The sequence below is a fragment of the Catellatospora chokoriensis genome, from assembly GCF_011297315.1.
In the GTDB taxonomy this organism is placed as follows: Bacteria; Actinomycetota; Actinomycetes; order Mycobacteriales; family Micromonosporaceae; genus Catellatospora; species Catellatospora citrea.
On sequence record NZ_JAAOTI010000032.1, the window covers coordinates 38528 to 52062 of the forward strand.

The following is a 13535-nucleotide window of genomic DNA, read 5'->3' on the forward strand; positions in this document are numbered from 1 at the left end:
CTCACCCCGGCCAGCCGGTGGCACCATCAAACAGCCCCGCCAGCACCAGTACAGGGATGAAGAACGAGAATCCACGACGCGCCGAAATGCGGGCGTCCAGACGCGCCGCCGCCGGCGCCGAGGCCGAACCGTCGACGCCGACCACGATCGGTGCTCCACTGGCCGTGCGCCCTGCGTAAGGCACTCATCCATTATCAGTCGGTTCATGGCCAGACCCTGACCGAACGCCGAACGGCAGCGCTCCGCCGGCACCGACAGACGAACCCTGCGATCCGACCAGCAACGGCCAGCAGGCAGTGATGATTAACCTGTGTCGTTCGTGTGAACTGCTTGGCCCACGCGAGTCGGCCGTCGTTGCGGGCCCGGTTTGCACCCGAGGGCGCTGCTCACGGGATCGGTGGCCTGCGGCGCAGACGATGGCCGGCGTAGGCAGACTGGACGAAAGGCGGCTGAGGGCGGTTGCCGCGCAAGCGCGTACACACGTTTGTGGGGCGGTACGCCTTCCGGCGGGCCGCCCCACGAGGTGGAACTGTCAGGCGTTGATCTGCTTCCGGTCAGCGATCGCCTCGATCGGCGCGAACGGCTGCGTGCGGGGCGTGACCCAGGCGTGGACGAAGCCGGCGATCGACAGCAGCGCCATCACCAGGGCGGCGAGGTAGGCCACCAGCGCGGCCTGGCCAGCCTTGGTGCCGAACTCGCTGAAGCCGTAGGTGGTGAGCAGCAGGCCGCGCAGGGTCTCGCCCTTGAACATGGTCTCGCGCTGGGCGGTGACCTCGGTCAGCTGCTGCTGCAGGGCGGCCAGGTTCGGGTCGTTGTTCTTGGTCGCCTCGGCGACCTGTGCCCGCAGTTGGCTCTGCGGCACGCCGAGGTCGGCGTAGGTCTTGCCGCCGGCGGTGTTCTTCAGGTGCAGGCCGATGAACTGCAGGGCGTACACCTCTGCCTGCTTGCCGGTGGTCAGCTTCTGCCCGGCGTACTCGACTAGGCCGGGCTGCTCGCGCTCCTCGGGGGTGAGGGTGTCGAGGGTCTTGAAGGTGATGTTCTGCTCGGCCAGCTGCGAGGTGACGTAGTCGGTGGCGAAGTTCGCGTTGGCCTGCAGCACGATGCCGGCGATGGCGAGCAGGACGGCGATGGCCACGCCGCCGAGGCTGAACATCAGGTCGAGGGTCCTGCGCTTCATGGTGGGCTCCTTGGGGGGATCGTTGCCTGCACCAAGAATCCCGTGCGCCCCTGCTGTCACAGCAGAGTTGGAGGACCTGTCGTCTCGGGACCAATGACCCGCTGTCGCACTGCCGTCAGGCCTGCGTCCGTGCTGTCGCGAGTTGCCGGCACCAGGACCGGTCACGGCTCGTCGATAACCTCTGCCAGGTCGCGGCGGGGCGTGGGATAACCTGCCCGCCCGGTGCCGACCCGCAGCACCATCTGAGGGACCTCGCACCGGTCCAGTGCCCGTCGCAGGCTGTCCCGTTCGGCGGGGTCCTCGATCGGCTGCGACAGCATCGATGCGGCCAGGCCGGCGTCGGTGATGGTGAGCAGGACCCGCTGTAGGGCGATACCCGCCCGAAGCTGGTCGGCCGGAGTGTCACCGGCGGTGCCCAGCACGACGAGGAGCGGGTCGGGGTCGAAGTCGCCGCCTGGAACGGCTTCACGGTTGCCGTAGGCACGACGCGGCAGCAGATCGCCGGTCTGCCGGACCGGACCGCCGGACGGTGCGGGCACCCCGTCGCGGTCGTCGCGGTCCGGTCGGGTCCAGGCGTGCAGTTCCTCCTGGTAAGCGCTGTCGGCAGCCAGTACGGCGTCGGCCGCGCGGACGATCTCTGAGATGGCCTCGACGCAGGCGGGGCCGCTGAGGATGTCGGCCCAGGCACCCTCGGCGCGTGCCGCCTCAGCGATCTGCACCTGGGCGTGGACGGGGACCGGGGCGGGATAGAACGGCTCCCGGTTGCTGAACCGGCGCTCGATCGCGGCGAACAGCGCCTCCTCGGCCGGGGTCGTCTGCCAGGCCGCCGTCGGGATGAGCCGCGCGAGCAGCTGCGGACTGCTCGGCTCGGGCAGCAGCTGCACCTGCGCGGCCAGGCCCATGGCGGTCAGCGCAAGGTGGGCGTTGAAGGTCGCGGCGCCGCAGGCGATGCGGGCGGCCCAGCCGGTGGGGTCGGCGACCGGCAGGCGCCGGGCGGGGTCGAGGTGGACCTCGATGGCGCCGCCACGGTTGCGGAAGCGCCATGGCTGGCTGTTGTGCAGGGACGGGGCGCGGACGGCGGCTGCGACGACGTCGCGGAACGCGGTGTTGGTCAGGGTCAGCGGGGTGGTCATGACGATCTCCTGAGTTAGCCCCGGTAGCCGGCTGAAGGCCCGTCCTGATCATCCACGGTGCCGGGCCGCCGGGTGGCGTTTCTGCTGCGTTCGGCGCAAAAGCAGCCGTGCGGGCCGCGCTGTGGCGGCCCGCACGGGCTGTGGATGTCAGAGGCGGAACACGATCCGCGCGGTGACGGTCGAGGCGAGGACTTCGGCGATGGCGTCTCCGCTGACGCAGTACTCGCAGGCGCCGCAGTTGTAGCCCAGCCACGGCATGGCGACGCGGTCGCCGACGGCGACCTCCGTGACGCCGCGGCCGAGGCGTTCGACGATGCCGACGCCCTCGTGGCCGGGGATGAACGGCAGCGTCGGCTTGACCGGCCAGTCGCCGCGGGCGGCGTGGATGTCGGTGTGGCACAGGCCGCTGGCCTCGACCCGGACCAGGATCTGTTCGGGGCCGGGCTGAGGGATGGGCACTTCGCCGACGGTCAGCGGGGCAGCGAAGTCGGTGACCACGCAAGCGCGCATGACTGCTCCTTTCCTCATCACCTTTCGGTGGCTTCGCCTTCGAGGCTCGTCCGCTGTGGGCTCGTGGTCACGGGGCGGTGGACCGTACTCGGCGGGACGTTCGTCCTGATCGCGGTCACAGCCGACACGGCGGTGCCCGGCAGGTGAGCCTGATGGGCGGCCAGGCCGGGCGCGTTACGGCTGACGGTCACGCGGCTGCCACGTCTGCTTCGGCCGGGTGAAGGGCCATTCCGGTGACAGCGTCGAACAGGTAAGCCTGCGCCAGGTCAAGGGCGAGGGTGAGGTCGTCACCGGCAGTGACGGAGACGTCGGGCTCCAGGCGGGCAGTCCACATGGCGGCGAGTTCGGTGTCGGCCGGTCCGGTGCCGGCGCGGATCACGTCGGGTACCGGGAACGGCGGCAGGAACAGCACGTTGGTCTCGTCTCCGAGGGCCTCGACCGTGATCGCGGCTACCGTGATGTCGGCCTGGCCGGTGGCGTGCGAGGCGAGTCCCAGTGCACCCGGCCGCAGCCCGACGACGACGTCGTGCCCGGCGTCGGTGTTCAGCCCGGCCAGCCTGTCCAGCACTGCGGCGGGAACCGGCCAGCGGTGCGTGCCGAGAGCCAGGACCGGTCCGTCGGTGCCCGGTTCGACTCGGCCGAGAGCGAGGTTCATGGCGGGAGAGCCGATGAATCCCGCGACGAACAATTTTCCGCAGCCCGACGGGCCGACGAGGACCAGGAACTCGCCGTCGCCGACGGTGAGGCTGACCTCGTCCAGAACAGGGCGGGCCGCGTTGGGGAACGTCTTGCCGAGCCGGTCGATGGCGACGGTGGCCATGGGGTGTCACCTCTGTTCGGTGCCGCTTGCGGCGGCGTGGGGGTGGAGGGTGCAGTGCCAGACTGGTCTTGCCTTGACAGTGCGGGGCAGGGCCGAAGGTCTTCTGCCGGTGCGTCCTTGTGCCCATTGGACCGTTGGCGCTCGGGAGGCTGCGGCGCTCGGGTGCGGCGCGTTGTTGAGGGACCACGTCCAGGAGTTCAGGGCCGGGTGCCGCCGAGTACCCGCACGGCGAGGACCGCAGCCTGGGTGCGGCGTTCCAGGCCCAGCTTGGCCAGGATGCTGGTGACATGATTCTTGATCGTCTTTTCGGCCAGGAACATCTTCTCGGCGATCTCGTGGTTGGTCAGACCGTCGGCGATGTGGCCGAGGATGCGCCTCTCCTGCTCGGTGAGCTGCGCCAGCTCCGGCGGAGCGTGCACGCCACGGCGGATACGTTGCAGGACCTGCGCGGTGACGGCGGGGTCGAGCAGCGACTGGCCGTCGGCGACACGGCGTACGGCGTCGAGCAGGTCGGTGCCGCGGACCTGCTTGAGGACGTATCCGGCCGCCCCGGCTATGATCGCGGCGAACAGGGCCTCGTCGTCTTCGTACGAGGTCAGGATCAGTCCCTGGATCCGGGGATCGACCGACCGGATGTCGCGACATACGTCGATGCCATTGCCGTCGGGCAGCCGGACGTCGAGGATCGCGACGTCGGGATGTACCGCGGGGATCAGCCGTGCGGCCTCGACGGCAGACCCGGATTGTCCGACGACTTCGATGTCGCCGGACTGCTGCAGCAGTTCGATGAGCCCGCGGCGAACCACTTCATGGTCGTCGAGGACGAAAATTCGGATCATGGCGGGTTCCTGTCCCGGTTGCCGGCGCCCGGGCGGGTCACCGGGCGGTGTCGTCGATGGTGGCGGTGGCGTCGAACGGCAGCCGTGGCGTGTGTCCGGGTAGGGCGTGCTCGGGGTCGGCGACGCCGAGACGCAGCACGAGATAGGGACACGCGAGGTTGGACAGGATGCGGCGCATCATGGCCCGGGTACCGTCGATCTCGATGACCTGGCTGAAGGGCAGCACGGCCAGACCCTGCATGGTGGCGTGCAGCCATATCGCGGAAAGGGCCTGCCCGGCACGCAGCCAGGCGGCGCGGTCGTCATCGCTGCCGAACAGCACGACGTAGGTCGAGGCTTTGTCGTGGCCGCCACCGACCGCGAGGGTGCCGCGGGTGCCGAAGTCACGCTCGCCGACGTCGGTCTCGGGTCGCCGGTCGGGGATCACCTCGGGCGGTAGTCCGGTGCCGGCAGGCCGGCTGGGGCCGGTCCAGAGGTGCGTCTCGGCCTGCAACACCGGTTCGGCCGCGGCCGCGTCCTCGGCGTGCGAGACCGCGACGACCAGGTCGGTGACCTGATCTGCGGTGAGCCTGTGCAGGGGGACGCCGACGGCGTCGGCGATCCGGCGCAGCTCGTCGACTTGCTCCGCGGTGACCGGCACGTCGACGGTGGGCCGCCGGTCGGTGTGCCGCAGCTGCACGGCCTGCACGAGCCGCATGGCGGCTGCGGTCACGGGAATGGCACCCGTGATGGTGATGGTCGCCAGGTGCTCAGGCCTGGCCGGTTCGGGCAATGGACGCACGGCGACGTCGTAGCCCTCAGCGTGCAGGGCGACCTGGGCGTGGTGCAGGGCCGCCCCGCAGCTGACCAGTAGCATCCGCTCGCCGGGATCGGTGCCGGGCAGCGCACGGGTGGTGTCGGCGTACAGGTCGAGCCGGTGCGGGTGGACCTGCCAGTGCCAGGGTTGGGTGTTGTGGATCGAGGGCGCGCGCCTCGCTGTGTCAGCGGCCGCGGCGTAGGCCGCCGCCGCAGGACGGCGGTGCTCGCCAGTGGGCGTGGTCATCGTCTGCCTCCAAGAAGTCGTCGCGTCCAGTGCACGTGGTGCGCCTGGGTCGGGGCCAGGAGCGAAGGGTCCTTCCGGCCGGGACTTTCGGCCCTGCCAACGAGCTGCCGGCAGGGCGGCTGCGGGTGATTTCGACAACGCCGCAGGCGCGGCCCCGATGCGGGGCCGCGCCTGCGACGAACCTTGCTCAGCGCAGGAACCCGTGGCGGTGGACGCTGGCATTGATCCAGGCTGCCTTGGTGGCGGTCTCGTGGCCGAGGACCCGCCCCCGCCGGACTAACGTGTGGTGCCTTGCGGGACCGTCGGTAGGGAGGCCAGCACGTCGGCCACTGGCCGGCGCGGTGTGGTGTCGGCCGCCACGGCACTGTCGCCGCTGAAGGAGCAGCTGTTCAGTGCCGCTGGTCCCGACCTTGTGGGACCTGCCCGCCGGCGACCGGGTCCGATCACCCAGGTGCGCGCTGTCGTGCATGGCGTGCCGTCGGTGTTCGGCGCGGTCAGCGGATGACGACCACCGGGCAGCGGGCGTGGTGCAACAGCGCCTGACTGACCGAGTTCAGCAGCACGCCCGCGGCACCGGCATGCCCACGGCTGCCGACCACGACCAGCCCGGCCTCAGCAGACTCGCGCACCAGCGCGGAGCCCGTCGCGCCGGTGCGGATCAGCCGCCGGACCACCCGCACCTGCGGGTAGCGCTGTCGCGCAGCGGTCAGCGCACCGTCGAGCAGCAGCTGTGCTGCTTCCTCTGGCGCCGACCGGTCGTACTCGCCGCACGCATCACCGCCAGGCGCTTCCATCGAGGCCCAGCAGTGCGCCGCGACCAGCTCGACGCCGCGCGCGTGGGCGTGCTCGAACGCCGCCTGGACAACCTCGGCGCAGCCCGGCGCGCCGTCGATGCCGACCAGGACCGGGGCGTCACTTACGGGCTGCTCGTGCCCGGGTGGGCGGATGACGAGCACGGGGCTGTGCGCGTGGGCGGCGACCTGGGCGCTGACCGAACCGAGCAGCAGCTCGGTGAAGCCGCCGACGCCGCGGCAGCCGACCACGGTCAGCCGCGCGGTCCGGGACGCTTCGATGAGCACAGGTGCGGGACGGCCGACGACGACTTGGGTGTCGACGTCCAGGCCGTCGTGCGCGGCGCGGAGCCGGTCGGCCTGCTGTTCGAGCAGGTCGTGTGCTTCGGGCAGGGCCGCGGCGAGGGCGTTGAGCCACTGGCTGGGCCCGAACGCTGGCGAGCTGGCAAACGCGTGCACCAGGCTCAGGCCGCAGCCGGCCCGCCGGGCCTCGCTCAGCGCGGCCTCGACGGCCGGGGCGGTGCCGGTGAGGTCGTCGACCCCGACCAGCACCCGCCCCGTGACGTCCACGGACATGATGTGCCACCTTCCTCGCAGGACGGCCGGTTCAGCGGCGCGTCGGGGTCCAGTCGCGGATCTCCGGCAGGTCTTGGCCGGTCTGGCGGATGTATGCGGTGTGTTCGGTGCGCTTGTCGACCATCGCCTGGCGCAGTCCGGCGGCCTTGCGGGCCAGTCCGGGCACCCTGTCGATGACGTCGATGACCAGGTGGAACCGGTCCATGTCGTTGCGCACGAGCATGTCGAACGGTGTGGTGGTGGTGCCCTCCTCCTTGTAGCCGCGCACGTGCAGGTGCTCGTGGCCGTGGCGGCGATAGGTCAGCCGGTGGATCAGCCACGGGTAGCCGTGGTAGGCGAACACGACCGGCCGGTCGGTGGTGAAGATCGCGTCGTACTCGGCGTCAGGCAGGCCGTGCGGGTGCTCGGTCTGCGGCTGCAGCCGCATCAGGTCCACCACGTTCACCACGCGCACCCGCAGCTCGGGCAGCTGCTCGCGCAGCAGGTCCGCCGCGGCCAGGACCTCCATGGTCGGCACGTCGCCGGCGGCGGCGAGGACCACGTCGGGGTCGCCGCCGTCATCAGCGGCCCAGGCCCAGATGCCCAGCCCGCGGGTGCAGTGCGCGACGGCCTCGTCGATGTCGAGGAACGTCGGCGCGGGCTGCTTGCCGGCCACCATCACGTTGATGTAGTCGCGGCTGCGCAGGCAGTGGTCGGCCACCGACAGCAGGGTGTTGGCGTCCGGCGGCAGGTACACGCGGATGACGTCGGCCTTCTTGTTGACGACGTGGTCGATGAACCCGGGGTCCTGGTGCGAGAAGCCGTTGTGGTCCTGACGCCACACGTGCGAGGTGAGCAGGTAGTTCAAGGACGGAATCGGCTTGCGCCAGTCCAGCTCCCTGGTCACCTTCAGCCACTTGGCGTGCTGGTTGACCATCGAGTCGACGATGTGCACGAACGCCTCGTAGCAGGAGAACAGGCCGTGCCGGCCGGTGAGCAGGTAGCCCTCCAGCCAGCCTTGGCAGGTGTGCTCGGACAGGATCTCCATGATTCGCCCGTGCGGGTCCAGGTGCAGGTCGGTGTCGACGGTGCGGGCATGCCAGGCCTTGCCGGTGACGTCGAGGACGGCGCCGAGCCGGTTGGACTCGGTCTCGTCGGGGCCGACGATCCGGAAGTTGCGGTAGGCGGCGTTGGCGGCCATCACGTCGCGGACCCATCCGCCCAGCACCCGGGTCGGCTCGGCGAGCGGGCCGGGCTTGACGCCGTATGCGCGGAAGTCGGGCAGCTCCAGGTCGCGGACCAGCCGGCCGCCGTTGGTGTGCGGGCTGGCGCCCATGCGCAGCTGCCCGGCGGGCAGCCAGCCGACGACCTCCGGCAGTGGCGCGCCGTTGGCGTCGAACAGCTCGTCGGGCCGGTAGGAGCGCATCCAGTCGGCGAGCATGGCGAGGTGGTCGGTGTCGTCGCGGGCGGCCGACAGCGGGACCTGGTGGGCGCGCCAGGTGCCCTCGACCGGCAGGCCGTCGACCTGCTTCGGGCCGGTCCAGCCTTTCGGGGTGCGCAGCACGATCATCGGCCAGTGGGGCCGTTCGGTGAGCTCGCCCGCGCGGGCGGACCCCTGGATCGCGGCGATCTCGTCGCAGACGGCGTCCAGCGTCGCGGCCAGCAGTTGGTGCACGGTGGTCGGGTCGTCGCCTTCGACCAGGTAGGGCTTGTGCCCGTACCCGGTAAGCAGCGCGGTCAGTTCGTCGTCGGACAGCCGGGCCAGCACCGTCGGGTTGGCGATCTTGTATCCGTTGAGGTGCAGGATCGGCAGGACCGCGCCGTCGCCGACCGGGTCGAGGAACTTGTTGGAGTGCCATGATGCGGCCAGGGGGCCGGTCTCGGCCTCGCCGTCGCCGATGACGCATGCCACGAGCAGGTCGGGGTTGTCGAGTGCGGCGCCGTAGGCGTGGGAGAGGCTGTAGCCGAGTTCGCCTCCTTCGTGGATGGAGCCGGGGGTCTCCGGCGCGACGTGGCTGGGGATGCCGCCGGGGAACGAGAACTGCCGGAACAGCCGGCCCATGCCACGTTCGTCCTGGCTGACGTGCGGGTAGACCTCGCTGTAGGTACCTTCCAGCCAGGTGTTGGCGACCAGGCCGGGGCCGCCGTGGCCGGGCCCGGTGATGTACATGGTCTCCTGGCCGCGTGCGGCGATGATCCGGTTCAGGTGCGTGTACAGCAGGTTCAGGCCGGGGGTGGTGCCCCAGTGGCCGAGCAGCCGCGGTTTGACGTGCTCGGGAAGCAACGGCTGGGTCAGCAGCGGGTTGGCCATCAGGTAGATCTGCCCGACGGACAGGTAGTTGGCGGCTCGCCAGTGCGCGTCGATGCGTGCGAGCTCCTGCGCGCCCAGCGGGGCGCCCTGCGCGATATGCATGTTCATCAGCGTGGCTGCTGTGGCCGGTGGGGTGTAGGGCCTGCCAGCCCGCCCGCTTCGGGACCTTCGGCCCTCTCCACGGCGTTCGGGCTGGCCGAGGCCTGGGCCCGCCGTCGGAGAGGTCACCAGGTCGGGACCTTCGGCCCGGGTATCGTGCCCTAGCGGCCTGTGCGCGGCGGGGCGAGCTGCTCTGTGCCGTAGGGACGGGTTGGCGGGAGCCTTGACGCTATGGCCCTCACCGAGACACCCGCCACGTACGCCGGGCAGAGGCCGGCCGGCCTCACCGCCGGCGAGGCCGCGGCACGGCTGGCGCAGGACGGCCCGAACGCCGTCGCACCCCCGCACCCGCCCCATCTGATCCGGCGGGTATTGGCGCAACTGGCCGACCCGCTCGTGTCGCTGTTGCTGGTCGCCGGGGCGGTGACCAGTCTTCTCGGGGACTGGGCCGACACGGTGATCATCGCCGTGGTCGTGGTCCTCAACACCGCGATCGGCGTCGCGCAGCAGGTACGTGCCGACAAGGCCGTTGCCGCGCTGGACACCCTCTCCGCGCCTACCGCCCGGGTGACCCGTGACGGATCCGAACTCGTCGTGCCCGCCGCCGACCTGGTCTGCGGTGATGCGGTCCGGGTCGAGGCCGGTGACATCGTGCCCGCCGACCTCCTGCTGCACGACGCCCACCGGTGCCAGGCCGACGAAGCGGCCCTGACGGGCGAGTCCGTGCCCGTGGCCCGTGACGCGGGCGACGAACTGTCCGCGGGGACGGTGCTGGTCACCGGCCGCGCCGCGGGCATCGTGGTGCGTACCGGCGCGCGCAGCGCCCTGGGCCGCATCGCCGAACTCGTTGCGACCACCCACGCCGGCCCGACCCCGCTGCAGAAGCGCCTCACCCGCCTGAGCCGCATCCTCGGCGCGCTTGCGGTCGCGTTGTGCCTGGTCGTGTTCGCCGCAGGACTGGCCGCAGGCAGGCCGCTGCTGTTGATGGCGCTGACGGCGGTCAGCCTGGTCGTCGCCGCGGTCCCTGAGTCGCTGCCCGCCGTGGTGACCCTGTCGCTGGCGCTGGGCGCCCGCCGGATGGCCCGCCGAAAGGCGATCCCGCGCAACCTGCACGCGGTCGAGACGATGGGCTCGGTGACCGTCGTCGCGTCCGACAAGACCGGCACCATGACCGAGGGACGGATGACCGTGCGCCGGGCGGTCGCGCCTGGTGCCGACGCCTCGGTCACCGGCATCGGCTACGAACCCGCCGGGCAGATCACCGGCACCGCCGTGCCGCTGCCGCAACCGTTGCTCGACCTGGCCCGCGCCGGGCTGCTCTGCTCCGATGCCGCAGTCCTGCCACCGGCACCCGACCGGCCGGCCTGGACCGCGGTCGGCGACCCGCTCGAAGCCGCACTGGTCACGTTCGCGGCTCGATGCGGCCTGGATCCTGACGTGGTGCGGGCGAACGCGCCCCGTTGGGCTGAACACCCGTTCGACCAGGCCACCCGGCAGATGACCACCGTCCACCGCTACGGCGACAACTACCTGACCATCTGCAAAGGCGCACCCGAAAGCGTCCTTGGCTCGCCCGTCGTCGATCCGGCCGACCCGCACCTGGCCCCCACCCGCCAAGCCGCCGCCGACCTGGCCGCCTCAGGTCTTCGCGTGCTCGCGATCGCAGCAGGCACCACCGCCGAGCCGACCAACCCGATCGCGCCCACCGGACTTAGGCCCCTCGGCGTCATCGGCATCGAGGACCCCCTGCGGCCCTCCGCCGCCACGACCGCCACCGAGTTCACCCAGGCCGGCATCCGGCTCATGCTGATCACCGGCGACCATCCCGGCACCGCCGCGCACATTGCCGCCCAGGTCGGCATCTGGCAGCCCGGCGACGCGATCGCCACCGGCGACCAGCCAGAGCATGCCCACCAGGTGCGGGTGTTCGCCCGCACTCAGCCGGAGCAGAAGCTCGACATCATCGCCGAACTCCAGCACCACGGCCACGTCGTGGCGATGACCGGCGACGGCGTAAACGACGCCCCCGCGCTCAGCCGCGCCGACATCGGCGTGGCCATGGGCGGCGGCACCGAGGTCGCCCGCCAAGCCGCCGACCTCGTCCTGCTCGACGACAACCTCGCCACCGTCAGCCACGCCGTCGCCGAAGGCCGCCGCGTCTACGACAACATCCGCCGCTTCCTGCGCTACGGCCTGGCCGGCGGCACCGCTGAACTCGCCGTCATGCTCGTCGGCCCGCTGCTCGGTCTGGGCGTGCCGCTGCTGCCCGGCCAGATCCTGTGGATCAACCTGCTCACCCACGGGCTTCCCGGCGTCGCCCTGGGCGCCGAACCCGCCGAACCAGACGTGCTGCGCCGGCCGCCACGCCCGCCCGACGAGCAGATCCTCGGCGACGGCCTGCTGCGCGACGTACTCGCCCTCGGCGCGCTGCTGACCGCCGTCACCCTCGGCACCGGCCTGTACGCGGCAGCCGCCGGCTGGCCGTGGCAGAGCATGGTCTTCGTCGTGCTCGGCCTCGCCCAGCTCGGTATCGCCCTGGCATCACGCGCCACCCGACCTGGCGGGACCCGCTGGGCCAACCCCGGCCTGCTCGCCGCCGTCGCCCTGTCCGCGCTCGCCCAGCTTGCCGCAGTCGCGATCCCGGCCCTGCGCGCCCTGCTGGGCACCGCACCGCTCAACGCCACCCAGCTCGCCTTCTGCGCCGCAGCAGGCCTGCTACCCGGAACGGTCGCCCTCATCTGGCGGACAGCCCTCCGGCGCCGCCGCAACCCTCGATAATCCATACAGACAGGAGCCACCCATGGACAGCCACGAGCAGCAAACACGACGCGACATCGTGGTGGGCGTCGACGGATCAGCAGCCGCCCTGTCCGCTGTGCGGCTCGCCGCACATGAGGCAGCCCGCCGCGGCCGCGACCTGCGGATCGTGCACGCGTTCATCTGGCCGCTGATGCACGTCAACGTCGGCGCATCGCAGGCCGTGCCGGAAGGCGGCCTGCGCCACGACGCCGAACGCCTGCTCGCCGAAGCCGCCGCTACCGCCACCGCGGCGCAGCCCGACGTCACCACCGTCACCGAACTCGTCACCGGCGCCCCCGCGTCGGTGCTGCTGTCCGCGGCCCGCGACGCCGAACTGCTGGTCCTCGGCGACCGCGGCCTCGGTGGCTTCACCGGTCTGCTGCTGGGCTCGGTCGCCGTCCAGGTCACCGCGCACAGCACCACACCTGTCCTCGTCGCCCGCGGCGAGCAGCACGCCGGCGGCCCGATCGTCGTCGGCGTCGACGATTCGCCCGCGGGCGCGGCGGCGATCGAGGCCGCGTTCGTCACCGCCGAGCAGCACCAAGCCGAACTGCTGGCCGTGCGCACCTGGACCTACCCGGTGATGGCCACGCTCTACACGCCGCCGGTGCCGGCCGACTGCGGACCGGTCGAGGATGCCGAACGGCTTGTCCTCGCCGACGCCGTGGCGGCAGGTTCGGCGCGTCACCCCAAGGTCGAGGTGCGTGAGCAGCTGGTTTGCGGCGGACCCGGACGCACTCTCGTGCAGCTCAGCGAGCTGGCGCAACTACTGGTCGTCGGTGCCAGAGGACGCGGCGGATTCGCTGGACTGCTTCTGGGCTCGGTCAGCCAGCAGATCCTGCACCACGCTGCCTGCCCCGTCCTGGTGGTTCCGGATCCACGACACGATCGCACGCCGTGACCGCTGTCGTCTGAACACGGGGGAGCAAGCATCATGGCCACGACTTCGGATCCGGCCCGGCCGGCAACCACACCACCGGGCCTGCCGCAACGAGCAGTACGCGAGGTGATGAGCGGTCACCCCGTGCAGGTGACTGCCTCGGCGACCCTGGAAGACGCCCTGGCTGCGATGGCCGGCACCAAGCTGCGCCACCTTGTCGTCGTCGACGGCGCCGGGCGGTGCGCCGGGGTGATCAGTGACCGGGCGATCGTCGCGGCGTGGGCCGCCGAACCCGGGTGCCTGTCCGCACGCCGCGTATCCAGCGTGCTGGACAGCACCCCCGCAGCCGTCGATGTCGACGCCGCGGTGGTCGACGCAGCCCGGCTCATGTGCGGCACCCACGTCGATGCCGTCGCGGTCGTGGACCGCCGCGGCTGCGCCGTCGGCATCATCACCGGCAGCGACCTGGTCACCCTGCTCACCCGCTGACACCGCTGCACACGCGGTGAGCAGCGCGACCAGGGTGCGGCCGCGGCTGCGTCCGGGCCGCGCCGCATCGCGAACCAGGCATGGCCGCAC

At 71.5% G+C, this 13535-nt stretch carries 12 protein-coding genes; 3 read left to right on the top strand and 9 right to left on the bottom strand.

Annotated features, from left to right (window positions below; all coding sequences use genetic code 11):
• Position 1: 1 nt before the first annotated feature.
• From HAV39_RS34870 to HAV39_RS34910, 9 genes are all read right to left on the bottom strand, one after another.
• Positions 2–145, bottom strand: coding sequence for a hypothetical protein (locus tag HAV39_RS34870; RefSeq protein ID WP_191843430.1), 144 nt, complete (start codon positions 143–145; stop codon positions 2–4).
• Positions 146–532: 387 nt separating this feature from the next.
• Entirely contained in the window at positions 533–1177 is a 645-nt protein-coding gene (locus HAV39_RS34875; protein ID WP_191843431.1) for a hypothetical protein, read from the bottom strand.
• 161 nt (positions 1178–1338) lie between these two features.
• Complete coding sequence (locus tag HAV39_RS34880) at positions 1339–2310, bottom strand: Acg family FMN-binding oxidoreductase (protein WP_191843432.1); 972 nt, start codon at positions 2308–2310, stop codon at positions 1339–1341.
• A 147-nt stretch (positions 2311–2457) separates the two neighbouring features.
• Positions 2458–2820 carry an alcohol dehydrogenase catalytic domain-containing protein gene (locus tag HAV39_RS34885; RefSeq protein WP_191843433.1) on the bottom strand — a complete coding sequence of 121 codons (363 nt, stop codon included), beginning with the start codon at positions 2818–2820 and terminating at the stop codon, positions 2458–2460.
• Positions 2821–3007: 187 nt separating this feature from the next.
• On the bottom strand, positions 3008–3640 hold the full coding sequence (locus HAV39_RS34890) for an ATP-binding cassette domain-containing protein (RefSeq protein ID WP_191843434.1): 633 nt from the start codon (positions 3638–3640) through the stop codon (positions 3008–3010).
• 197 nt (positions 3641–3837) lie between these two features.
• On the bottom strand, positions 3838–4479 hold the full coding sequence (locus HAV39_RS34895) for a response regulator (protein ID WP_191843435.1): 642 nt from the start codon (positions 4477–4479) through the stop codon (positions 3838–3840).
• Positions 4480–4516: 37 nt separating this feature from the next.
• Entirely contained in the window at positions 4517–5521 is a 1005-nt protein-coding gene (locus HAV39_RS34900; protein ID WP_191843436.1) for an Acg family FMN-binding oxidoreductase, read from the bottom strand.
• Positions 5522–6015: 494 nt separating this feature from the next.
• Complete coding sequence (locus HAV39_RS34905; RefSeq protein ID WP_191843437.1) at positions 6016–6888, bottom strand: universal stress protein; 873 nt, start codon at positions 6886–6888, stop codon at positions 6016–6018.
• Positions 6889–6919: 31 nt separating this feature from the next.
• Positions 6920–9286: a phosphoketolase family protein gene (locus HAV39_RS34910; RefSeq protein WP_191843438.1), complete on the bottom strand. Its 2367-nt coding sequence runs from the start codon at positions 9284–9286 to the stop codon at positions 6920–6922.
• 222 nt (positions 9287–9508) lie between these two features.
• On the opposite strand from HAV39_RS34910, the gene HAV39_RS34915 reads away from it, so the two are divergent.
• From HAV39_RS34915 to HAV39_RS34925, 3 genes are read left to right on the top strand one after another with little or no spacing between them, the layout of a single operon-like run.
• Positions 9509–12055 (top strand): cation-translocating P-type ATPase, encoded by a 2547-nt coding sequence (locus tag HAV39_RS34915; RefSeq protein WP_191843439.1) that lies wholly within the window; start codon positions 9509–9511, stop codon positions 12053–12055.
• Between the two features lie 22 nt (positions 12056–12077).
• The gene (locus tag HAV39_RS34920) at positions 12078–12977 is read left to right on the top strand and encodes a universal stress protein (RefSeq protein ID WP_191843440.1); all 900 of its coding nucleotides are present in this window, start codon (positions 12078–12080) and stop codon (positions 12975–12977) included.
• A 33-nt stretch (positions 12978–13010) separates the two neighbouring features.
• Positions 13011–13445, top strand: a complete 435-nt coding sequence (locus tag HAV39_RS34925) for a CBS domain-containing protein (RefSeq protein ID WP_191843441.1) — start codon at positions 13011–13013, stop codon at positions 13443–13445.
• The last annotated feature ends 90 nt before the right edge of the window (positions 13446–13535 follow it).

Bases quoted from the DNA above. Each gene is read 5' to 3' on its own strand.
- HAV39_RS34915 (WP_191843439.1), top strand. From the start codon at position 9,509: ATGGCCCTCACCGAGACACCCGCCACGTACGCCGGGCAGAGGCCGGCC.
- HAV39_RS34920 (WP_191843440.1), top strand. From the start codon at position 12,078: ATGGACAGCCACGAGCAGCAAACACGACGCGACATCGTGGTGGGCGTC.
- HAV39_RS34895 (WP_191843435.1), bottom strand. From the start codon at position 4,479: ATGATCCGAATTTTCGTCCTCGACGACCATGAAGTGGTTCGCCGCGGG.
- HAV39_RS34890 (WP_191843434.1), bottom strand. From the start codon at position 3,640: ATGGCCACCGTCGCCATCGACCGGCTCGGCAAGACGTTCCCCAACGCG.
- HAV39_RS34925 (WP_191843441.1), top strand. From the start codon at position 13,011: ATGGCCACGACTTCGGATCCGGCCCGGCCGGCAACCACACCACCGGGC.
- HAV39_RS34875 (WP_191843431.1), bottom strand. From the start codon at position 1,177: ATGAAGCGCAGGACCCTCGACCTGATGTTCAGCCTCGGCGGCGTGGCC.
- HAV39_RS34880 (WP_191843432.1), bottom strand. From the start codon at position 2,310: ATGACCACCCCGCTGACCCTGACCAACACCGCGTTCCGCGACGTCGTC.
- HAV39_RS34885 (WP_191843433.1), bottom strand. From the start codon at position 2,820: ATGCGCGCTTGCGTGGTCACCGACTTCGCTGCCCCGCTGACCGTCGGC.
- HAV39_RS34905 (WP_191843437.1), bottom strand. From the start codon at position 6,888: ATGTCCGTGGACGTCACGGGGCGGGTGCTGGTCGGGGTCGACGACCTC.
- HAV39_RS34910 (WP_191843438.1), bottom strand. From the start codon at position 9,286: ATGAACATGCATATCGCGCAGGGCGCCCCGCTGGGCGCGCAGGAGCTC.
- HAV39_RS34900 (WP_191843436.1), bottom strand. From the start codon at position 5,521: ATGACCACGCCCACTGGCGAGCACCGCCGTCCTGCGGCGGCGGCCTAC.